The following is a 22,919-nucleotide window of genomic DNA, read 5'->3' as shown; positions in this document are numbered from 1 at the left end:
GCTAAATGAGTATTTTGTTCTATTTGCCAACACTTAAAAACAAAAAAGCGCCCGCAGGCGCTTTTTGATTATTGATGCTCGGCTATCGATTTTATTAACCAATAAATTCCAAACCACCCATATAAGGGCGTAAGACTTCTGGCACCTGAATACGGCCATCAGCCTGCTGATAATTTTCCAGCACCGCAACTAAAGTACGGCCAACTGCCAGGCCAGAGCCATTCAGGGTATGAACCAAACGAGTCTTTCTGTCAGTTTTATTGCGGCAGCGCGCTTGCATACGACGCGCTTGGAAATCCCACATGTTCGAACATGAAGAGATTTCACGGTAAGTATTCTGCGCAGGCAACCACACTTCCAGGTCATAGGTCTTGCTGGAGCCAAAGCCCATATCGCCGGTACACAACAGTACCTTACGGTATGGTAACTCCAGTAATTGCAGCACTTTCTCTGCGTGACCCGTTAGCTCTTCCAGTGCCGCCATAGAATCTTCCGGGCGGGTTATCTGCACCATCTCAACTTTGTCGAACTGATGCATACGGATCAAGCCACGGGTATCACGACCATAAGAACCCGCTTCAGAACGGAAGCAAGGGGTATGTGCCGTCATTTTCAATGGCAGGGAATCTTCTTCAAGAATCTCATCACGCACCAGATTGGTCACAGGCACTTCTGCCGTTGGAATCAATGCATAGTTGCTGCTGTCAGATTCTTCTTCTAGCGGTTTGGTATGGAAAAGATCACCACCAAATTTAGGCAACTGACCGGTGCCGTAAAGAGTCGCATGGTTGACCAGATAAGGAACGTAAGTCTCCAGATAGCCATGTTTTTCAGTGTGCAGATCCAACATGAACTGTGCTAATGCGCGGTGCATGCGAGCGATTTGCCCTTTCATCACCACAAAACGCGCGCCAGTCAGTTTCACTGCTGCAGCAAAATCAAGCCCACCGGCCATCTCGCCCAATGAAACATGATCTCTTACCTCAAAGTCATACTTGCGAGGTTCACCCCAACGGCTGACTTCAAGATTATCATTTTCATCTTTACCCACTGGAACAGAATCATCAGGCAGGTTAGGAATAGATAATGCCAGATCACGGATTTCGTTTTGCAACTTGTCCAGCTCGGCCTTAGCTGCATCCAGCTTTTCACCTAGTACATTCACTTCCAGACGTAATGGTTCGATATCTTCGCCACGCGCCTTGGCCGCACCAATCAATTTCGATCGGGAGTTACGTTCTGCCTGCAGACTTTCTGTTTCAACCTGTAAAACTTTGCGGCGCTCTTCTTGTTGGCGCAACATCTCAACATCAAGTTTAAAACCTCTGCGAGCCAGTTTTTCGGCGACTGCGTCTAGCTCATTGCGCAGCATATTGGGATCGAGCATGCTAGTCCTGTGCTTGTAGTTATGGATGCCCTTCATCCTTGAAATTTCAGTGGCGTTAGCGGCGCTCTTTCACTCCGATGACTTACCAGACTATGTTCATCGGAACTTGCTCACTGACTGCCTACTTACAACTCCAACTATCTTGGGCATAAAATGGTTATTAAGGGAAAATTTAACGCTGTAAGCGGTGTAAACAGCCACTTACCAAGTGGTTATAGCGCTAACCTTACCGCAACAGCAAGGCTAGCGGTAGCGTTTTATCGGGCTATTTTGATCCTGCTCAGCCAGCCATGCCAGCTTTTCACCAATTTTCCCTTCCAGACCTCGGGATGACGGTAAATAGTAGCGGGTAGAGGCCATTTCTGGTGGGAAATAATTTTCGCCAGCGGCATAAGCATGTTGTTCATCATGGGCATAACGGTATTCAGCCCCCAGCCCCATTTCTTTCATGAGTTTGGTCGGCGCGTTGCGCAGATGTTCCGGTACATCAAAATCTGGCTTATCACGTGCATCTTGCATTGCGGCTTTAAACGCCGAGTAAACAGCATTACTTTTCGGCGCACAGGCCAGATAAACAATTGCCTGAGCAATCGCGCGCTCACCTTCTGCCGGGCCAACACGAGTAAAACAGTCCCACGCAGATATAGCCACTTGCATCGCGCGAGGATCAGCATTACCGACGTCTTCCGACGCAATGGCTAATAAACGTCGGGCAACATAAAGCGGATCACCGCCCGCCGTGATAATTCGTGCATACCAATACAACGCTGCATCAGGTGCAGATCCACGAATAGACTTATGGACTGCTGAAATCAAATCGTAGTAACGATCGCCTTTGTTATCAAAGCGCGCACTGCGCTCGCCCGACACTTCTTTCAACAAATCAGGCGTCAATACCCGGGTTCCATTGGCATCTATTTCTGCCATATCGGCCATCATTTCAAGGCTATTCAACGCCCGACGCGCATCGCCACCCACCAATTCAGACATCATTCGGCGGGTTTCATCTGGCAGTTTTATATTCTGCCCACCATAACCTCGGCTGCTGTCTGACATCGCCTGGTCAATAACTTTTTCGATATCTGCGGCGGTGAGAGCTTTCAGCAAATAGACCCTGGCTCTGGAGAGCAATGCCGAATTTAGTTCAAATGAAGGGTTTTCTGTCGTGGCCCCAATAAAAGTGATAGTGCCATCTTCAATATGAGGCAAAAAAGCATCTTGCTGACTTTTATTAAAACGATGGACTTCATCGACGAATAAAATTGTCCTGCGCCCCGCATCACGATTCTGCCGTGCGCGCTCAATCGCCTCACGAATTTCTTTAATACCAGAGGTTACCGCAGAAATACGCTCAACATCCGCCTGACCATAGCGACCAATAATTTCGGCCAAGGTAGTTTTACCGGTTCCCGGTGGTCCCCAAAGAATCATTGAGTGTAATTGCCCAGCAACGATTGCCCGTGGTAACGGTTTACCCGGAGCCAGCAAATGCGGCTGGCCAATATACTGTTCCAACGTCAAAGGCCGCATCCGCGCGGCCAGTGGTTGAAACTCATTTTGGGAAAAATCGAGGGACATATTACTCACACTGACCTCACTGCCGCTGGTCGTCCAGCGTTACGCCCTTTGGTAGGGTAAACTTGAATTTACTCGCATCCGCTGAACTATTTTGCTGGCCTTTCAGTATATAAGCGCTGCGCTGCCCGTCTTGCTCAACCGCAGTAAAGCTTTTGATTGTACCCGTTGGCGTCACGGTAATAGCAAATTGCTTCAAATTGCCGCTTGCGCTTTTAGGTGTCAGCTCAAAATCGTCACCTTTCTGCTTCACATTATATTGTTTCCAATCATCTGGATTATTGCGGGTGATAAGCATAAATGGCGTATTGCCCGTAGCATTTTTCAGCCAGGTCGCCGTGGCTTGCTCCACAAACGGGTTATAGAACCACAGTGTTTCACCATCAGAAATCAGGACGCTTTCATCGGGGGAAGTCATATGCCAGTTAAAAAGATTAGGCCGTTTCACCCACAATTCACCCTCACCCTCTTGTACTGCTGCGCCATCTGAGCTGGTCACTTTCTGCGAAAAATTAGCATGGAAACTGTTCACTTTGCTCAGGCGACCTTGCAAATCGGAACTGGCATCTGCCAGCGCTGAAGCCGAAATTAAACCCGATAACAGACAACAAGCAACAAGCAGTTTTTTCATTATTCTACATACCTTATAAAATTCATTGCGCCCTAATGGGCTGCCACAAAGGCGGATTCAGTGAGCGAGTATATTGTCACTCTATGTGCCGTTTAAGTCTATGACCGGCAAGCTGAATGCATACCATAAACTTATGCACTTTAGCTGAAGCATTTCCCTCGCGTTAGCATATTAATCTGATAAATGCGGAGTTTGCGCTTCTTTGCATAAGGGCCGCAAAGCGGCCCTCTCTATGTTAACTGTTTCGATAAAAGGTATTACTCATGTGGCGGCGGCGCTAAAACTTCACGATTACCGTTATGTCCCGGGGTACTGACAATCTGCTGAGCTTCCATCTGCTCAATGATACGTGCCGCACGGTTATAACCAATACGGAATTGGCGCTGCACCCCGGAGATAGACGCACGGCGTTTCTCCAGAACAAAACTCACCGCCTGATCAAACAGCGGATCCAATTCCTCGTCACTATCCAGACCAAGACTGCCACCTTCACCTTCGTCACTACCACTAAGAATACTCTCAATGTATTGAGGGCGACCTCGAGCTTTCCAATCATTAACAACAGCATGTACTTCCTGATCACGAACAAAAGCGCCGTGAACGCGCACTGGAATTGAGGAGTTAGGCGCCATATACAGCATATCCCCCATACCCAATAGCGATTCTGCACCGGCTTGGTCAAGGATTGTACGTGAGTCAATCTTGCTGGAGACCGTAAATGCGATACGGGTTGGGATGTTAGCTTTAATCAAACCAGTAATGACATCTACTGACGGGCGCTGAGTAGCCAGAACCAAATGAATACCGGCAGCACGGGCTTTCTGTGCTAAACGGGCTATCAGTTCCTCGACCTTCTTGCCCACCGTCATCATCAGATCAGCAAACTCATCCACCATGACGACGATATAAGGTAATTTCACCAACATTGGCGGTGAGATATCCATACTATCGGAGGGTTTCCAGAATGGGTCTGGAATTGGCCGCCCCATAGCTTCAGCTTGGGCAACTCGCTCGTTGTATCCCGCGAGGTTACGCACACCCAATGCGGACATCAGCTTATAGCGCCGCTCCATTTCACCAACACACCAACGCAATGCATTCGCCGCATCCTTCATATCAGTAACCACTTCGGTTAACAGATGAGGAATACCCTCATACACTGACAACTCCAGCATTTTCGGGTCAATCATGATAAAGCGCACATCATCTGGGGTCGCTTTATACAAAATGCTGAGAATCATTGCGTTAACACCAACCGACTTACCAGAACCGGTCGTACCCGCCACCAGCAAGTGTGGCATTTTGGCTAAATCAGCGACGACGGGTTGCCCAGCAATGTCTTTACCCAACACGATAGCTAAAGGAGATGGGTTATCACGGAATTTGGCGCAATCCAGAACTTCACGTAAATAAACGGTCTGACGATGTTTGTTGGGTAGCTCAAGCCCGACATAAGGTTTGCCAGGAATGACTTCAACCACACGCACAGCAATGGCAGATAGTGAACGTGCCAAATCACGAGAAAGATTAGAAATACGTGAAGCTTTAACGCCTGGCGCTAAATCTAACTCAAAGCGAGTAATCACTGGCCCAGGAGATATACCGACAACTTCTGCTTTCACCCGATAATCACCTAAGCGCGCTTCAACCAGGCGAGCAGTTTGCTCCAAAGCAAACATATCAACGGGCTCTTCTTCCGCTGGCGGAGAAGAAAGTAAATCCAGCGTAGGTAATGGTGTTGTCGGTTTGATCAACGGCTGGTCATTACGCATTAGGAATGGGTGAATCAAACTGTCCATCGCCGGGGTTGGCTGCACAGGTGAAGTGGGTTGCGCAGAGGTCATTGGCTGTACGGGTGTTGATTGACCTGAATATCCTTGTTGAGATTGATGCGCACCCGATGACTGATAGGCCGCTACCTGCTCAGGTTGCGCAGGTGCCGAGGTGGCTTGCGCGGTTGCTGACTGTACGGTTTCATCAACATACGGAGAAAGCGTGAACAAAGGCTCACGCGGGCTTTCATCAATCAGATCGGCAACAGGCGAGAATGTAAAGGCACTGCGAGTGTCTACAGGCTGCATCTCTTCAACAGCAGCGGGTTCGTACTCGCGATTTTCACCATGATCTGCACCATAACGATGTTGTTGCTGCGCGGCAAAAGCTTGTCGCAAGGCTGCCTCTTGCAAGGCTTGTTCATCTTCCGGCTCTACCGCTGAGAAAGTATTCACTCCCGCAGTCGCTGATTGCCCATAACGCTCGGATTGCTGATCAGCAAAGGCTTTACGCAAGATTGCCTGTTCTAATGCATCATCATCTTCAGATGTAACACTTGCGGTGAACGGCGTCTCAGGCGCTTGTGGAGTTTGCACTTCTTGCTCACGTTGCTCCTGCTCCGCCATACGTTGAGACGGGAGCTTGATACCATAGGATGCCAGCTCACGCCGTGTCGGGATACGGACAGGATTGGGTCTTGGTAACTCCGGCCCTATACCTTGTTTAACCTGCGAACTGCTATCACTGATAGCAGTAAATGCTGGCATAAACGTAGCGGCGGCTGCACTTGCCGCCACAATACCCGCAGCAGACTCAGGGCGACTGGCTGACCCCAGAGCGGCCAGACTATCAGTATCTGCGCCTAATCCCGGATTCATATAAGAGGTATTTTCCACCTGATCGCTATGGCGCTGTGCCGCAGAAAAATCAAAAGGTGAATGGCTCGCCGGTGTTACTGGTTTATCCCATGAACCCAGCTGAGGCTCAGGTCGTTCAATCGGTAGAGCAATACGAGTCGGCGCTGGCGAGGTCGCTTCTTGTGGAATTTCAAACGAATAGAGCGGCGGTGTCTCTGTCTTAGTATCAACCATTGGTGCTGTACTGTGACTGATAGTCGGTTCTGAAAAGCTCTCTGTTTGAGATAATACAGACTGATCACCATCATCTGTCGCACGTAATGTGCTCAATAATGGGTCATAGTTATCTTTGGTTTCAGCCGCGCTTTCACCGCTCGGAGCCAGTATTGCCGCATCGGATAGAGGACTGACAGGTGTATCGGTTACTGATGGTGCAGAGAACAAAACATCGTCGTCATCTGCATGGGCTGAATTTGCCGCCAGCGCGGTAGCCGCGGCTACACCCGCGACAACTTTATTGGCTACTGCACTTTTATCTTGCTCAACAGAATTGGCATCATCAAGCGGATAATCATCATCTTCATCGTCATAACGTTCTTCACGACGTGAGCGATTAGTCATAAATGTCAACGAACCTAAGACGACCCCACCAATCTTTTCAGCAATGACCAACCATGACCAACCTGTAAAGAGCGTCAGGCCAACGGCCCAAATACAGAGCAACGTCAAGGTCGCACCAACACCATTGAACCACGGCAACATAGCATTACTGAATAAACTACCAATCACACCACCGGAGGCAAAATAGTAGAGATCGTCAATATTTAATGCTGCCAATCCACATGACGTTAAAATCAGCGCTAATGTGCCAATCAGGCGCAGCGAGAGTGCGAAGTAATCAATATGTTCACTGGTATCACGCTGACGGAATGCCGCCCAGCACAACATCACCATAATGGCGGGAATGGCATAAGCCAGGACGCCAAATGTAAAGAACAGCGTGTCGGCCATCCAGGCACCAACACTGCCGCCAAGATTATGGATAGGCTCGTGCCATGAGGTTTGCGACCAACTCGGGTCTGAAGGATTGAAACTGAGCAGCGCGGCCATTAGGAAGGCTGCCAAAATCGTTACTACAATCAAAACAGCCTCAAGCAAACGACGCCCACTGCTGAGTTTTTTCAAAGTAACTTCTTTATCTTCTGTATATTCCTGGCTCAAGAAAGGCTCTCCAGGTTCCTGTTAACTGGTATGAGTAACAACGCCGAGAACCCTCCCGGCGTTGAAACTGTATGAATAAACAGGAGTGTAACCAAATTACTCAGGTTTTGCACCTGCCTGTTTACCGCGTTTTAATCACAAGGCGGTTACTCTGCTTCACTTCTTCCATGACCACATAGGTACGGGTGTCGTTAACGCCCGGCAGGCGAAGCAAGGTCTCACCGAGTAAAGTACGGTAAGCGGACATATCCGGTACGCGGGTTTTCAACAAATAGTCGAAATCGCCGGAAACCAGGTGACACTCTTGAATTTCCTCAAGATTTTTTACAGCGGCATTAAATTGCTCAAATACATCCGGAGCGCCACGATTCAGAGTAATCTCAACGATAACCAGCAGTGATGCATCCAAATACTGTGGATTAAGCAGTGCGGTGTAGCCATGAATGAAGCCCTGACGCTCTAAGCGGCGAACCCGTTCCAGACATGGTGTTGGTGACAACCCTACTCGTTTTGAAAGCTCAACGTTAGAGATGCGCCCATCCTTTTGTAATTCATTGAGGATGTTACGATCTATACGATCAAGCTCTTTCCCCGGGCGTTTTTTATTATCTATCATCTTATAGTCTCTCTTAATTTCCTTGAGTCTGCGACATGCCTTAATCAGCAATAGATTTTCAGCTTGTTGCAAACCACGACCCGCAGCCTGTTTTATGCAAATATATCAACACGTTGTTATCTCACACCCTGTCTGTCAACTGTATGCGAGGTACTCGATGATTATTAGCGTTGAGGAAGAGATAGCGCATCACGAACACCTGTAGAAACTTCCCCCCTACAGTTGTTCGAGAACATACTCCACATGCCATCCAGTATTAATCGAAAACATTCCAGGGTTTTCGCTTGGTATCACTGATACCAAATCTGAAATTATGGCGCGCAGATAATTTCTTCTTCCTATGATGTTTTCGCAAATGCACAGCCGATTGTCAAAGTAAAAGAAGTTAAATCAGTAGAACGTGCCAGAATTAAAATCCCAGCCCCCTTCTCTTACCTATTTTTTCACCATTTATTTGCTAGAAAATGGTGCAAAAGAGCATGAGTAAGTTGTCAGCTTTTTTTGAATAATCGGCTTGCAAGCCACATTCTTTATAGGGTCAAAGGTTTTTAAGACTATTTAGCCCATAACGTAGAAATCAATTTTGGTCTAATTTATGCCCAGCTTGATTTTATTTACTGGCTAACTGTCGATTCTTAATACATTTAGTTCATTAAATAGGTATGACCTATCAAAAAAATCGCTAACAACATTTTTGCCTGCTTTTTTTAATGCACGAATTTCCCTACAATCGCTAACATTGTCCGCCATTGTGGGAAAGAGGTATTCATGAGCACGGCTAAACATAGCAAATTGATTATTTTAGGGTCTGGCCCTGCAGGTTATACCGCGGCAGTTTATGCGGCGCGCGCCAACCTGAAACCTGTATTGATTACCGGAATGGAAAAAGGCGGTCAATTGACCACCACCACTGAGGTCGAAAACTGGCCCGGTGACCCGGAAGGTCTGACCGGCCCGGCGTTAATGGAACGGATGCATGCACATGCAGAAAAATTCCAGACCGAAATTCTGTTTGACCACATCAACAAAGTCGACTTACAAAACCGCCCATTCCGCCTATTTGGTGATGGTGCTGAATACACCTGTGATGCATTAATTATTGCGACAGGCGCATCCGCACGCTATCTCGGGATGGAATCGGAAGAAGCATTCAAAGGCAAAGGGGTTTCAGCCTGCGCTACCTGCGATGGTTTTTTCTATCGTAATCAGAAAGTTGCCGTGGTCGGCGGCGGCAATACGGCCGTTGAAGAAGCGTTGTATCTGGCAAATATCGCCGCTGAAGTTCATCTAATTCACCGTCGTGATAGCTTCCGTTCAGAAAAAATCCTTATCGACCGCCTGATGGAGAAAGTGAAAAACGGCAATATTGTGCTGCACACTGACCGAACATTGGATGAAGTGCTGGGGGACAATATGGGTGTAACAGGTGTGCGTCTGAAGTCCACCAAAAGTAATGAAACCGAAGAACTCGCCGTCGCGGGTGTATTCATTGCTATTGGTCATAGCCCTAACACCGCTATTTTTGCCGGCCAGTTGGCATTAGAAAATGGTTACATCAAAGTGCAATCAGGCCTTCAGGGTAATGCTACGCAAACCTCAATTCCGGGAGTTTTCGCGGCAGGCGATGTTATGGATCATATTTATCGCCAAGCTATCACCTCGGCGGGTACCGGGTGTATGGCCGCACTGGATGCCGAACGCTATCTGGATGGATTAGCTAACGATAAATAATCCCTATTGATCTTGGCATCTGATATCACAGTTTCATCTAATACAGACGGGCAGCTGACACACACGTGAGCCGCCCGTTTTTGGTTTCTGTTGTTCCTTAATTTTTTATATCTACATGTCAATGAAAAACAGCAAATTATAGATATCGACTAATGCGGCGACTATCACAAGCATTATGGTTTCACCTCATAGCATGACGAGGTAATATTGGCCCTCACCAGTTTGCCATCTTTAGAGATGACAAACATTTTTTGAAGTTTCCCCGTACTCAGTGCAGATAAATTGCCCGATGAATAAAACAAGACAGTATGAGTTGATTCGTTGGCTGAAAAAACAAAGCGCCCCCGCGCAACGTTGGCTCCGCCTGTCCATGTTACTTGGCCTCCTCAGTGGGTTATTGATTATCGCTCAAGCTTGGCTGTTGGCTACCTTGCTGCAATCTTTGATTATTGACAAAGTCCCCCGCACAGCACTGGTCACTGATTTTGGATTACTGGCGGGGACCTTCGCCGTCCGGGCTGTGATCAGTTGGTTACGTGAACGCGTGGGATTTATTTGCGGCATGAAGGTGCGCCAGCAGATCCGCAAAATGGTGTTAGACCGGTTAGAGCAACTTGGGCCTGCCTGGGTAAAAGGCAAACCTGCGGGAAGTTGGGCGACAATTATTCTGGAACAAATTGAAGATATGCAGGATTACTATTCTCGCTATCTGCCACAAATGTATTTAGCTGTCTTTATTCCAGTGCTGATTCTAATTGCTGTTTTCCCTATAAACTGGGCAGCAGGCTTAATTTTATTTGTTACCGCGCCACTAATTCCCTTGTTTATGGCGCTGGTGGGAATGGGCGCAGCCGATGCTAACCGGCGAAATTTTGTAGCATTAGCTCGTCTAAGTGGTAACTTCCTTGACCGCCTGCGTGGTTTGGATACTTTGCGACTATTTAACCGCGCCAAAGCAGAAACGGATCAAATTCGCGAATCCTCGGAGGATTTCCGCCGGCGCACCATGGAAGTGCTGCGAATGGCTTTCCTCTCCTCTGCGGTGTTGGAGTTCTTCGCCGCCATATCCATCGCTGTTGTTGCTGTCTACTTTGGTTTTTCCTATTTGGGAGAATTAAACTTTGGTAGTTATGGCCTTGGTGTATCACTGTTTGCTGGTTTTCTGGTTTTGATTCTGGCACCCGAATTCTTCCAACCACTGCGAGATTTGGGGACGTTTTACCACGCCAAAGCACAAGCTGTTGGCGCTGCTGAGTCCCTGGTGACATTTTTAAGCAGTGAAAGCGAGGTTATTGGTCAAGGCAATAAAATACTGGATGGCACAGATGCCATCAGACTGGAAGCGAATGAACTGGAAGTTTTGTCCCCTACAGGTATTCGTTTAGCAGGGCCGCTGACGTTCTCCCTAACGGCGGGCAAAAGAGTGGCTATTGTCGGTCTAAGTGGTGCGGGAAAAAGCTCATTACTTAACTTGCTACTGGGTTTTTTACCCTACCGTGGCTCATTAAAAGTCAACGATATTGAATTGCGTGAACTGGATCCTAAAACCTGGCGTGAGCAGTTAAGTTGGGTCGGGCAAAATCCGACTTTACCGGAGCAAACACTGGTAGCCAATATAGTGTTGGGCCAACCCGATGCTGATAATAATCAGCTACAGCTGGCGATTAAGCGCGCCTACATTGATGAATTCCTAAATGACTTGCCGCAAGGGCTGGGTACTGAAATCGGTGACCATTCAGCACGCCTTTCTGTTGGCCAAGCCCAGCGAATTGCTGTTGCCAGAGCTTTGCTAAACCCGTGCCGGCTCTTGTTGCTAGACGAGCCAACTGCCAGTTTGGATGCCCATAGCGAACAGTTGGTAATGAAAGCGCTAGAAGAAGCCTCCCGTAAGCAGACCACATTACTGGTTACTCACCAGTTAGAAGATACTCTGGGGTATGATCAAATCTGGGTAATGGATAAAGGCCTTTTAATTCAACAAGGTGATTACTCCAGTTTAAGTCAGTCTGCAGGTTCATTTGCCAATCTGCTGTCCCACCGCAATGAGGAGCTTTAATCATGCGAGTACTTCTCCCCTTTCTGGCGTTGTATCGCCGTCATTGGTTCCTAATTTGCCTGGGTATTTTGCTAGCAATCGTCACATTACTCGCCAGCATCGGACTACTCACTTTATCGGGTTGGTTCCTTGCGGGTACCGCCATTGCTGGTCCAGCAGGATTATATACCTTTAACTATCTGCTGCCTGCGGCGGGTGTTCGGGGCGCTGCGATTACCCGAACAGCAGGACGCTACGCCGAGCGAGTCGTCAGTCATGACGCGACATTCCGAGTGTTGGCACATCTGCGAGTTTTTGCATTCCAGAAAATATTGCCACTTTCCCCTGCGGGTATTGCTCGCTTTCGCCAAAGCGAGTTGCTGAACCGCCTCGTTGCCGATGTCGATACACTCGACCATCTCTATCTGCGAGTAATATCACCGTTGGTTGCTGCCATTGTCATCATTGCAGCCGTCACATTTGGTCTGAGTTATATCGATGCCAGTTTAGCCCTGACACTCGGTGCCATCCTGCTAGGGTTGTTATTGCTAGTGCCACTTATCTTCTATCGTGCAGGAAAACCTATTGGCCGTGATTTAACGGAGTTACGCGCGCTTTATCGCTCACAATTAACCTCATGGCTACAGGGTCAAGCAGAACTGTTGGTTTTCGGTGCATTACACCGTTTTCGAACTTCATTGGAAGAGATTGAACAATGCTGGATGGTTCGCCAAAAACAACAGGCATCCTTGGCTGGTCTGGCACAAGCTTTAATGATTCTCGCTTCAGGTCTGACGGTAACATTAATTTTATGGCTGGCCGCTGCCGGAATAGGTGGTGACAGCCAGCCCGGTGCATTACTGGCTTTGTTTGTTTTCACATCGCTAGCAGCATTTGAAGCGCTGCTACCGGTTGCGGGCGCCTTCCAACACTTAGGGCAGGTTATTGCGTCCGCGACCCGCGTTGGGCAATTGATGGAACAAAAACCCGAAGTGACATTCCCAGTGGCCGGGCCGGCAGCAATCTCACAAGCAGCGCTAGAAGTGACAGGGCTGAGTTTTACTTACCCACAGCAGCCATTACCTGTTTTGCAGGATATATCGCTGTCACTGGCCGCAGGGGAGCATATTGCGCTATTAGGCCGTACCGGCTGTGGTAAATCCACACTATTACAATTATTAACGCGAGCATGGGATCCAAATAAAGGCATTATCACGCTGAATGGGAAACATTTAGCTAGCTATGATGAAACCGCGCTACGCCAAATGATGACAGTAGTCAGCCAACGGGTGCACATTTTTAGCAGTACATTACGAGAAAACCTGTTACTGGCCTGCCCTACTGCATCAGATGTACAGCTAAAATCTGTTTTGGAACAAGTCGGTTTGGCCAATTTATTGGATAACAGCGAAGGACTGAATGCCTGGATGGGGGACGGTGGTCGTCCATTATCTGGTGGTGAACAACGCCGTTTAGGAATTGCTCGCGCATTACTACACCCAGCACCACTGCTACTTCTAGATGAGCCGACAGAAGGGTTAGATGCAGAAACTGAACAACAGATTCTGACGTTGCTACGCCAACATTGTCAGCATAAAAGCCTGATTATTGTCACTCACCGCTTGTATGGACTGGAATATATGGATCGGATCTGCGTAATGGATGGCGGAAAAATAGTTGAGCAAGGCAATCACCAAGGCTTGTTACACAACAAGGGGCGCTACTACCAATTCCATCAACGGCATTAATGCAAAGAGCTGGCGTGAATCAAGGGACTAAGCACAAACAGATAATCAGCAAATTTACAGCTAATATTAAGTAAAGCTACTGAAAGCAAAGCAGTATTATTTGTTATTGATGATTACATCCAATGCTATTGGAATTGCAGTCAGGTAATACAGGCACCTAATCGGACGGACCTTGAACGGTATGCACGTAAACTCATAGAGCTAAGCTTCAGAATTGGTCTGTTAATCTCTATGTGCTTACGCCGTTAAAAGGCTCGTCCGAATAAACATCACTAATAATTCTGAGCCTTCAAATACGGCAAGGATGCCCAAATGGGCCTGTAAGTGTCACCAAGGGGATTTATGCGCATCACACAGCTCTCATCTCAATCATTTGCGTTCCCCTCGCCTGAGCTGGCTCTGCGCGAACCAAATGGGTTACTGGCACTGGGTGGGGACTTATCACCACCGCGTTTGCTGGCCGCTTATGAGCGAGGAATTTTTCCTTGGTTCAGCCCAGGGGAGATGATTTTATGGTGGTCACCTGACCCCAGAGCCGTCTTGTATCCAGAAGATTTACATATCAGCCGGAGCATGAAGCGTTTTTTGCGCCGCTGCCCTTATAAATTTACTCTCAACCATGCTTTTGAAGATGTTGTCCGTGCCTGTGCCTTGCTGCGTGATGAGGGAACTTGGATTGGCGATGATGTTCAGCAGGCTTATTGCCAGTTACATACACTGGGTCATGCCCATTCTGTAGAGGTTTGGTTGGAAAATGAGCTGATTGGTGGTTTGTATGGTATCTCAGTAGGTTCACTCTTTTGTGGTGAATCTATGTTTAGCCGGGCGGATAATGCCTCAAAAAGCGCTTTAATGGTTTTTTGTCATCATTTTACCCATCATGGTGGAGAACTGATTGACTGTCAGGTCCTCAACGCTCACACTGCGTCGCTGGGTGCGCTTGAGATCCCACGAAACTTTTTTTTGCAGCAGTTGAGTCAACTCCAGTTTAGTCCACTACCGGCTGAATGCTGGTTACCGCAATCGTTGAATTTTTCATTCGCGATGCAGTAAAGCTCAACCGCTGAAAAGAACCCCACATTAGGCTTTATCCCCTCTTACCGGCAGACTAATTTTGCTGAAATGGTGCGATGACCGCCAACACTTCTTTACATAATGTGGGTTTTTCGGCATTATCTTGCCGGTTAAAAACTAAGGTAGTTACACCTAGAGGATTCGATGGCCAAAGAAGACAATATTGAAATGCAGGGCACCGTTCTTGATACGCTGCCGAACACCATGTTCCGCGTTGAATTGGAAAACGGGCACGTGGTAACCGCTCATATCTCCGGTAAAATGCGTAAAAACTATATCCGCATCCTGACGGGTGACAAAGTCACTGTAGAGCTGACCCCGTACGACCTGAGCAAAGGCCGCATTGTCTTCCGTAGCCGTTAATCGGCTAATCTGTCGCCAGTTTAAGACTGGCGAGCTCTGAGGATGTAGTCCCCCCTCCGGCGCCCTTCCTAATTTATGGCAAGGGCGTTTTGCGTTTTCTTTTATTTGTCGATTTAGTGCAATTATTCACCACACAAATAAAAGTAAAATGTGCAAAGAAATAAAAAGGGCGATAGCTAAATTAGCTTATCGCCCTTTATTTTATTTCTAATATGACGCTACAACATAAATATCAGCTCGCAGACTTAGTGAACTGCACCTTCAGTTTTGCGTTTTTGAGCGCTCTGAAACTCATAAGCCAACTGCTGTTTCTCTTTATCCAGCCCAACAGTAACTGAGCCACCATCAACCAGAGAACCGAACAACAACTCGTTTGCCAGTGGTTTCTTCAGGTTTTCCTGAATCACTCGTGCCATTGGTCGCGCGCCCATCGCCTTGTCGTAGCCTTTATCAGATAACCAATCACGTGCTTCCTCACTGACTTCCAGTGACACGCCTTTGGCATCTAATTGCGCCTGCAACTCAACGATAAATTTATCAACCACTTGCTGGATAACCGCCGGTGACAAGTGATTGAACCAAATGATGTTATCTAACCGGTTACGGAATTCCGGAGTAAACACCTTTTTGATCTCTTCCAGCGCGTCAGTGCTGTTGTCCTGCTGTTTAAAGCCAATGGAAGTACGTTGTGTTTCACGAACGCCAGCATTGGTGGTCATCACCAGAATGACGTTACGGAAATCAGCTTTACGGCCATTGTTATCTGTCAGCGTCCCATTATCCATCACCTGCAATAACAGGTTAAACACATCTGGATGCGCTTTCTCAATTTCATCCAGCAGCAAAACGGCGTGAGGATGTTTGATAACCGCATCAGTCAACAAACCACCTTGATCGTAACCAACATAGCCCGGAGGTGCCCCGATCAAGCGGCTAACCGTGTGGCGCTCCATATACTCCGACATATCAAAACGCAGCAGTTCGATATCCAGCGCTTTAGCCAATTGTACTGTCACTTCTGTCTTACCGACTCCAGTAGGGCCAGCAAACAGGAATGACCCGACAGGTTTGTGCTCATGACCCAAGCCCGCACGGCTCATTTTAATCGCCTCGGACAATGCCTCAATGGCCTTATCCTGACCAAATACCAGCATATTCAGGCGGTCACTCAGGTTTTTCAACACATCTCGGTCACTGGCAGACACCGTTTTCTCCGGGATACGGGCGATACGGGCAACCACTGATTCGATATCCGATACATTGACAGTTTTCTTACGTTTGCTCACTGGCATCAAACGACTACGAGCACCAGCTTCATCAATCACATCAATGGCTTTATCTGGTAGATGACGGTCATTAATGTATTTAACAGATAACTCTACCGCTGCGCGTATCGCTTTCGCGGTATAACGCACATCATGATGCGCTTCATATTTCGGTTTCAGACCGTTGATAATCTGAACAGTTTCTTCCGGCGTTGGCTCAGTAATATCAATTTTCTGGAAGCGCCGTGCCAATGCGCGGTCTTTTTCAAAGATATTGCTGAATTCCTGATAAGTCGTTGAGCCAATGACCCGAATTTTGCCACTGGAAAGCAGTGGTTTAATCAGGTTCGCAGCATCCACTTGCCCGCCAGAGGCGGCTCCAGCGCCGATAATAGTATGAATTTCATCGATAAACAGGATGCTGTCTTTATCGTTTTCCAACTGTTTCAGTAGCGCCTTGAAGCGCTTTTCAAAATCGCCGCGGTATTTGGTGCCCGCCAGAAGTGACCCGATATCCAATGAATATAAGGTGCATTCTGACATAACCTCAGGAACATCGCCCTGCACGATACGCCAGGCTAAACCCTCGGCAATAGCGGTTTTACCGACGCCAGATTCGCCCACCAGCAGTGGGTTATTTTTACGCCGACGGCACAATACCTGAATGGTACGCTCCAACTCTTTATCGCGGCCAATAAGTGGGTCAATGCCGCCAACGCGGGCCAGTTGATTCAGATTGGTGGTGAAGTTCTCCATACGGTCTTCCCCTCCTGCCTGTTCTTCATTCACCGGATTTTCTGCATTCGGTGCCTGACCCGGTTCGTCCTTACGGGCGCCGTGGGAAATAAAGTTCACTACATCCAGACGGCTGACATCATGCTTACGCAGAAGATAGGCCGCCTGGGATTCTTGTTCGCTGAAGATGGCGACCAACACGTTGGCACCAGAAACTTCATTGCGCCCTGATGATTGCACGTGGAAAACTGCACGTTGTAACACGCGTTGGAAACTGAGCGTCGGCTGGGTGTCGCGCTCTTCTTCACTGACGGGTAAGGTTGGTGTGGTTTGTTCGATAAACGCTTCCAGCTCCTGGCGTAAGGCCACCAGATCAACCGTACACGCTTCCAGCGCTTCCCGCGCGGCTGGATTGCTCAGCAATGCCAGCAACAGGTGCTCCACGGTCATAAACTCATGTCTGTGCTCACGCGCTCTGGCGAAAGCCATGTTGAGACTGAGTTCAAGTTCTTGATTGAGCATAGGCACCTCCCAATAATTGCCTTAATCAGGCTTTTTCCAGCGTACAAAGCAATGGATGCTCGTTCTCCCTGGCGTATTGATTTACATGTGCGACTTTTGTCTCTGCCACTTCGGCAGTAAAAACACCGCAAATCGCCTTTCCTTGATAATGCACATTGAGCATCAGTTGTGTTGCACGTTCAATATCATAAGAAAAGAACTTTTGCAGAACGTCAATCACAAATTCCATCGGTGTGTAATCGTCGTTGTTAAGTATAACTTTATACATCGACGGCGGTTTGAGCGCCTCGATTTGTTTATCTTTGACTAAATGTTCAAAATTCAGCCAGTCGTTGTTCTTACCCATTGCCTGCCCATCGTTTCACTGAACCACACAGGAGCAATACTTCACTCCGGTTATAAGACCATTTCATGCAGATATCTATTATTATTTTAACATCACTTATGCCATAACGCCGCCAGAGAAAAAAGCCGCTGTATTTACCTTAAGAACGGTTAAATTGTATCCAAATAAATACAATAGCGTTAGCTACATCAAACTTTGAAGAACTGCCCCGCTCTGACAAAAGCTGGCCCCTTGACGTTAAGGCCATTTCCACTAGAGTGTATTTTCGTGAGCTGTTGGAGTTTTAACCAATTTGCGCTCACTTTAACCAGTAATTACCTCATCTCGAACTAGAATAGCCTTGCGAGGAACGTAGAAGTATGGAGACGGGTACTGTTAAATGGTTCAACAATGCCAAAGGTTTTGGCTTCATTTGCCCTGAGGGCGGCGGCGAAGATATATTCGCTCACTATTCAACTATCCAGATGGATGGCTACCGAACGTTAAAAGCGGGTCAAATGGTTAACTTTGATGTCCATCTGGGCCCCAAAGGGAACCATGCCAGCCTGATTGTTCCACTCGCATTAGATGTGGTACTGCAAGACACCATACCTCAGGAACTCGCTGCATTGGCCTAGCAGCACGCACTTATCTGCCGAGATTTCTCGGGCATACCATCACCTAAACACTCTGGTGCCAAAGGTATTTCCACGGCGATTTGTTGCAGTGCAACATCAATTGCGATTCAAAATGCCAGCCAATCAATAATGACTGGCATTTTTATTTCTCGAACATCTATTATGCGGTCAGCGCCGCTGGGGTCAACCTTCAATATTTGTTAGCGACTTATTCACGGGCCAACGCATCTATAGGATTTAGCCGTGCCGCACTGCGAGCTGGCAGATAGCCGAATACCACTCCTATCACAGTTGAACACAAAAACGCGCTGAACAATGCCACTGGCGGGAAAGCAATTTGCCAGTTAGGTAAAAACATTTCGACTATCAAACCAATGGCAAAAGATAGCGAGATACCGAGTGCCCCACCCACCAGACATACCAAAATAGCTTCGATTAAAAATTGCTGCATAACATCACTCGAACGCGCGCCCACCGCCATGCGAATACCTATCTCGCGGGTACGTTCTGTGACCGAAACCAACATAATATTCATCACACCGATACCACCGACCACCAACGAAATAACCGCCACCAGAGTGAGGAACAACTGCATCGTACGAGTGGTTTTCTCTGCAGTTTGCAGCAAACTGTCCATGTTATAGGTGAAGATGTCTTTCTTGCCATGGCGCATGGTCAGCAACCTGACTAACTGTTGCTCAGCTTCTTTGCTGCTATAGCCCTCTTTAATCCGGATAGTTATCGAATCAAAGTAAGAACGCCCCATCAAGCGGCTTGCCATGGTGCTATAAGGCACCCACACCCGTAGCGCTTTACTGCTGCCAAACATAGATTGCTTTTCTTCCACCACACCCACGACTGTCGCCGGCATATTGCCAATCAATATGACTTGCCCCACAACATCTTTGATATGAGGAAATAGGCGGCGCTGCGTATTGAGGTCGATAACAACCACTTGTGATTGGCGTTCGACTTGCTCACTGGTGATAGCAGTGCCCTGTTCAAGCTTCATGCCATACACGCGGAAATACTGTTCGCTAACACCCGAAACACTGGCGGCCACATCAATATTGCCATATCGCAACCGCATACTGCCGGCGATAGTGGGAGAAACCGCACTCACGTAAGACTGTGCTTTAAGGGCCGCCATATCGTCATACACCAATGCTTGCCGGGTACTGGGGTCATCATCACCAAAATCTTTACCGGGGTAGACATCAATCGTGTTAGTCCCAATAGCCCGAATATCCGCCAACACCAGCTGTTTAGCCGCGTCCCCAACTACTAATATAGAGACAACCGAGGCAATACCAATAATGATGCCCAGCATAGTCAGTGCGGTGCGCATTTTATTGGCCGACATTGCGCGCCAGGCCATCAACAACGCCTCACGAAAACGCCCGGCTAATTGTTGCCACGAAGGGGCTGGCGGTGTCAGGCTAATCGCTTCAGAAGTGGCGATATTTTGGCCTAATTTCGAACCAGAGTCGGCCATAATACGGCCATCTTTGATTTCAATAATTCGCTCAGCCTGAGCTGCAACAGTTGGGTCATGGGTAACAATAATGACTGTGTGCCCCTGCTGCTGGAGCTGCTTCAGAATGGCCATCACTTCAACGCTGGAATGGCTATCCAACGCGCCAGTAGGTTCGTCAGCCAGAATGACCTGCCCGCCATTCATCAAAGCACGGGCAATACTGACACGCTGTTGTTGACCGCCGGATAGCTGGTTGGGTTGATAGCTGACTCGCTCCCCCAGCCCCAATCGAGTCAACAGCATATTCGCTCGTTCGCGGCGCTCATTCTTACCCAAACCAGCATAAACGGCTGGAACTTCAACATTATGGGCCGCACTCAAATGAGGTAACAGGTGATAGCGCTGGAAAATAAACCCGAAATGCTCTCGGCGCAATGCGGCCAGTGCATCATTATCTAGCGCGGCGACATCTTGACCCGCGACACGATAGACACCCGCGCTCGGCTTATCCAAACAGCCGAGGATATTCATCAATGTTGATTTCCCCGACCCCGAGGCACCAATAATCGCCACCAGTTCGCCAGCATTAATGGTGAGTGAGACATCCTGCAAAACATCAACAGTTTCTTCGCCGGACTGATAGCTACGACGGATGCCTTTTAATTCAAGCAATGCCGTCATTATGCTTCCTCCGTGCCACCGCGGCTAACGATGACTTCCTCGCCCACATTCAAACCAGAAATAACCTGTGCGTCGACGTTATTACGGATACCAATTGTGACTTCGCGTTTTTCTTCTTTGCCATCTTTCAGCACCGCAACTTGATAGCGGTTAGTTCCCAACTCATCACCTAATGCCGATAATGGGATAACCATCGCCTGAGGAACATTAGCCAACTGAATAGATACTTGCGCGGTCATTTGCAGGCGCAATAATCGGTCTGGATTCGGGACTTCAAAACGCGCCGCATAGAAAATCGCGTCATTGACTTTTTCCGGTGTCGGCTGAATATCTTTTAATACGCCATCAAAGTGTTTCCCCGGGTCACCCAATACAGTGAACGAGGCTTTCATACCCGGTTTTAGGTGAATAACATCGGCTTCGGAAACCTGTGCATTCACCAGCATGGTGCTCATATCAGCCAGAGTCAAAATGTTAGGTGCTTGCTGCGCGGCAATCACGGTCTGCCCTTGTAAGGTCGTGATTTGCACGACATCTCCGCCCATCGGGGCCGAAATTTTGGTGTAATCCAAATTAATGTTAGCGGTATCCAAACTGGCTTTGGCTTTATTTATTTGTGCGTTAATCGTTTCAACTTGCGCTTTTTTCACAGCCAATGTCGTGCTCGCCTGATCCAAGTCTTGGCGGGACACGGCTTGTAATTTCGCCAGGTCTTGCTGACGACGCAAGGTGACCGCAGCCAATTGCAGCTCAGCTTTCGCCTGCCCCAACTGCGCATTCAAATCCTGTAGTGTCGCTTCCACTTCTTTAATTTGGTTCTGCGCCTGTTGTGGATCGATCATTGCCAGCAATTGCCCTTGTTTAACCTGATCGCCAATTTCCACATACAGTTTCTCCAACTGCCCACTGACCTGAGCACCCACATCAACTTTGCGTACCGCATCGAGTTTACCGGTTGCCAATACGTTCTGTTGCAGGTCATGGTTGGCAACTTTTACCGTCTGGAATTGAACCGGTGTTGGCGTCATGAGGTGCTTTACCATGAAAAAACCGCCGATAATCAAGGCGGCAATTGTGATAAGCCATCGGCGCTGACTTCTACTGAACTGCATCAAATCAATTACCTTCCTTAAATTGTAAATTTATCAACCCGCTGAAAATAGCATCGGCAATGCGCATTTAACTAAACGACATATAAACGCCAACCAAATCACAGGCGAAATCTAAGATGCATTAAGAGTCTGTTTAGTTCCCATTTGTTTCAATAGCGCTGGAAATACATTGATATAACGGACTTAATCATGCACAACACTAACAACCCCGTATTAATCCCTAACAATATTAACCGTTTGGGGTTAATTGCATTGCTGTTCAAAGGTCATCAAGCGCTGGGCGGCTCATGGCAAGAATCCCAATTTCGGCTTAAATTCCTCGCCCGCTCCTTAATTAGCCCAAAACTAACCTTTAACTTGCTGGGTGTATTGGTGAAGCAACCGTTTCTCAATAGCATACTTCGCGCGCAACCGGATTTACCCTGTAAATTACACCGGCCTTATTTAGCGAACACTCTCAATAATCGGCAAAAACTGGCAGTGCTACGGGATCATTTCCAGTTGGAAAACCAATGTATGCCAGAGTCATTACGCCGCAATTATTTGCACCATTCTCCTTATAAACTCACTGAGTTAACCGGTAAGAATGAGGAAAAGTATTCTCTTAATTTGGGCGTTATTCCAAAACTCAATAAAGAGGGTGAAATTACGCTGATGCTTGCCAATGAGCAACAAGATACCTTGGCATTACTCACATTCAGTCTGACTTACTATCAAAAACAAAAAACATTGTTTATTGGTGGGTTGCAGGGCGCAGATAATGACACCCCACACAGTGAAATTCAGACCTGCACTAAAGCTTGCCATGGATTATTCCCGAAACGATTAGTTTTGGAAGCGACCTGTTATCTGGCAGAGCTGATGGGAATCGAACGCATTATTGCCGTAGGCAATTCCACACATATTTATCAAAACTGGCGTTATCGGGCAAAAAAGAAAGATAAACTACACGCAGATTACGACTCTTTCTGGCTGTCACTGGGTGGGGAACAATGTGCAGAAGGCCATTTCAACTTGCCCGCCAGAATTGCACGCAAGCCCATTGAAGATATTGCGAGTAAAAAACGCGCAGAATACCGCCGGCGCTACCAGTTGCTTGAGCAACTTGAAAATGGTTTAGCCGCGCATTTCATTGACGACTAAACATCTTCAC

16 protein-coding genes are annotated in these 22,919 nt (G+C 47.8%); 7 read left to right on the top strand and 9 right to left on the bottom strand.

Annotated elements, in window-relative coordinates:
* Positions 1-94: 94 nt before the first annotated feature.
* The 5 genes from serS to lrp all read right to left on the bottom strand — a co-directional run bounded on the left by serS (position 95) and on the right by lrp (position 8,060).
* The gene (gene serS / locus F0T03_RS08360; protein WP_145553594.1) at positions 95-1,387 is read right to left on the bottom strand and encodes a serine--tRNA ligase; all 1,293 of its coding nucleotides are present in this window, start codon (positions 1,385-1,387) and stop codon (positions 95-97) included.
* Between the two features lie 243 nt (positions 1,388-1,630).
* Positions 1,631-2,974, bottom strand: coding sequence for a replication-associated recombination protein A (locus F0T03_RS08355; protein WP_159677805.1), 1,344 nt, complete (start codon positions 2,972-2,974; stop codon positions 1,631-1,633).
* 7 nt (positions 2,975-2,981) lie between these two features.
* On the bottom strand, positions 2,982-3,593 hold the full coding sequence (gene lolA, locus F0T03_RS08350; RefSeq protein WP_145553598.1) for an outer membrane lipoprotein periplasmic chaperone LolA: 612 nt from the start codon (positions 3,591-3,593) through the stop codon (positions 2,982-2,984).
* Between the two features lie 257 nt (positions 3,594-3,850).
* Positions 3,851-7,444, bottom strand: coding sequence for a DNA translocase FtsK 4TM domain-containing protein (locus F0T03_RS08345; protein WP_159677803.1), 3,594 nt, complete (start codon positions 7,442-7,444; stop codon positions 3,851-3,853).
* Positions 7,445-7,565: 121 nt separating this feature from the next.
* Entirely contained in the window at positions 7,566-8,060 is a 495-nt protein-coding gene (lrp, locus tag F0T03_RS08340; RefSeq protein WP_002211340.1) for a leucine-responsive transcriptional regulator Lrp, read from the bottom strand.
* A gap of 768 nt (positions 8,061-8,828) precedes the next feature.
* Here lrp and trxB point away from each other — a divergent pair.
* From trxB to infA, 5 genes are all read left to right on the top strand, one after another.
* A complete protein-coding gene (gene trxB / locus F0T03_RS08335; RefSeq protein ID WP_145553602.1) occupies positions 8,829-9,791 on the top strand; it encodes a thioredoxin-disulfide reductase in 963 nt (320 codons plus the stop codon).
* A gap of 289 nt (positions 9,792-10,080) precedes the next feature.
* Positions 10,081-11,847, top strand: a complete 1,767-nt coding sequence (gene cydD, locus F0T03_RS08330; protein WP_159677801.1) for a heme ABC transporter permease/ATP-binding protein CydD — start codon at positions 10,081-10,083, stop codon at positions 11,845-11,847.
* A gap of 2 nt (positions 11,848-11,849) precedes the next feature.
* Positions 11,850-13,574 carry a heme ABC transporter ATP-binding protein/permease CydC gene (gene cydC, locus F0T03_RS08325; RefSeq protein ID WP_145553606.1) on the top strand — a complete coding sequence of 575 codons (1,725 nt, stop codon included), beginning with the start codon at positions 11,850-11,852 and terminating at the stop codon, positions 13,572-13,574.
* A gap of 342 nt (positions 13,575-13,916) precedes the next feature.
* Entirely contained in the window at positions 13,917-14,627 is a 711-nt protein-coding gene (gene aat, locus F0T03_RS08320) for a leucyl/phenylalanyl-tRNA--protein transferase (RefSeq protein ID WP_159677799.1), read from the top strand.
* A 165-nt stretch (positions 14,628-14,792) separates the two neighbouring features.
* A complete protein-coding gene (infA, locus tag F0T03_RS08315) occupies positions 14,793-15,011 on the top strand; it encodes a translation initiation factor IF-1 (protein WP_002211347.1) in 219 nt (72 codons plus the stop codon).
* Positions 15,012-15,256: 245 nt separating this feature from the next.
* Here the strand turns inward: infA and clpA are convergent, their stop codons facing one another.
* Together clpA and clpS are read right to left on the bottom strand one after the other, a co-directional pair.
* Positions 15,257-17,533 (bottom strand): ATP-dependent Clp protease ATP-binding subunit ClpA, encoded by a 2,277-nt coding sequence (clpA, locus tag F0T03_RS08310; protein ID WP_145553610.1) that lies wholly within the window; start codon positions 17,531-17,533, stop codon positions 15,257-15,259.
* A 25-nt stretch (positions 17,534-17,558) separates the two neighbouring features.
* Entirely contained in the window at positions 17,559-17,879 is a 321-nt protein-coding gene (gene clpS / locus F0T03_RS08305; protein ID WP_004389612.1) for an ATP-dependent Clp protease adapter ClpS, read from the bottom strand.
* A gap of 359 nt (positions 17,880-18,238) precedes the next feature.
* Between clpS and cspD the strand changes: the two genes are divergently transcribed.
* On the top strand, positions 18,239-18,496 hold the full coding sequence (gene cspD, locus F0T03_RS08300) for a cold shock-like protein CspD (RefSeq protein ID WP_159677797.1): 258 nt from the start codon (positions 18,239-18,241) through the stop codon (positions 18,494-18,496).
* Positions 18,497-18,704: 208 nt separating this feature from the next.
* Here cspD and macB read toward each other — a convergent pair whose 3' ends face one another.
* A complete protein-coding gene (gene macB / locus F0T03_RS08295) occupies positions 18,705-20,654 on the bottom strand; it encodes a macrolide ABC transporter ATP-binding protein/permease MacB (RefSeq protein ID WP_159677795.1) in 1,950 nt (649 codons plus the stop codon).
* Positions 20,654-21,766, bottom strand: a complete 1,113-nt coding sequence (gene macA, locus F0T03_RS08290; protein WP_162526915.1) for a macrolide transporter subunit MacA — start codon at positions 21,764-21,766, stop codon at positions 20,654-20,656. The genes macB and macA overlap by 1 nt, the downstream gene beginning before the upstream one ends.
* A 189-nt stretch (positions 21,767-21,955) precedes the next feature.
* Here macA and F0T03_RS08285 point away from each other — a divergent pair, with 189 nt between their 5' ends.
* Positions 21,956-22,909: a VirK/YbjX family protein gene (locus F0T03_RS08285; RefSeq protein WP_159677791.1), complete on the top strand. Its 954-nt coding sequence runs from the start codon at positions 21,956-21,958 to the stop codon at positions 22,907-22,909.
* Positions 22,910-22,919: the final 10 nt, after the last annotated feature.

The organism is Yersinia canariae (assembly GCF_009831415.1).
Classification (GTDB): domain Bacteria; phylum Pseudomonadota; class Gammaproteobacteria; order Enterobacterales; family Enterobacteriaceae; genus Yersinia; species Yersinia canariae.
Note: the sequence above shows the minus strand (reverse complement) of the source record. Positions and strands in the feature narration are given on the sequence as shown.

Coding starts and splice junctions, on each gene's coding strand:
- serS (WP_145553594.1), bottom strand. CDS start 1,387: ATGCTCGATCCCAATATGCTGCGCAATGAGCTAGACGCAGTCGCCGAA.
- lolA (WP_145553598.1), bottom strand. CDS start 3,593: ATGAAAAAACTGCTTGTTGCTTGTTGTCTGTTATCGGGTTTAATTTCG.
- lrp (WP_002211340.1), bottom strand. CDS start 8,060: ATGATAGATAATAAAAAACGCCCGGGGAAAGAGCTTGATCGTATAGAT.
- trxB (WP_145553602.1), top strand. CDS start 8,829: ATGAGCACGGCTAAACATAGCAAATTGATTATTTTAGGGTCTGGCCCT.
- cydD (WP_159677801.1), top strand. CDS start 10,081: ATGAATAAAACAAGACAGTATGAGTTGATTCGTTGGCTGAAAAAACAA.
- cydC (WP_145553606.1), top strand. CDS start 11,850: ATGCGAGTACTTCTCCCCTTTCTGGCGTTGTATCGCCGTCATTGGTTC.
- aat (WP_159677799.1), top strand. CDS start 13,917: ATGCGCATCACACAGCTCTCATCTCAATCATTTGCGTTCCCCTCGCCT.
- infA (WP_002211347.1), top strand. CDS start 14,793: ATGGCCAAAGAAGACAATATTGAAATGCAGGGCACCGTTCTTGATACG.
- clpA (WP_145553610.1), bottom strand. CDS start 17,533: ATGCTCAATCAAGAACTTGAACTCAGTCTCAACATGGCTTTCGCCAGA.
- clpS (WP_004389612.1), bottom strand. CDS start 17,879: ATGGGTAAGAACAACGACTGGCTGAATTTTGAACATTTAGTCAAAGAT.
- cspD (WP_159677797.1), top strand. CDS start 18,239: ATGGAGACGGGTACTGTTAAATGGTTCAACAATGCCAAAGGTTTTGGC.
- macB (WP_159677795.1), bottom strand. CDS start 20,654: ATGACGGCATTGCTTGAATTAAAAGGCATCCGTCGTAGCTATCAGTCC.
- macA (WP_162526915.1), bottom strand. CDS start 21,766: ATGCAGTTCAGTAGAAGTCAGCGCCGATGGCTTATCACAATTGCCGCC.
- F0T03_RS08285 (WP_159677791.1), top strand. CDS start 21,956: ATGCACAACACTAACAACCCCGTATTAATCCCTAACAATATTAACCGT.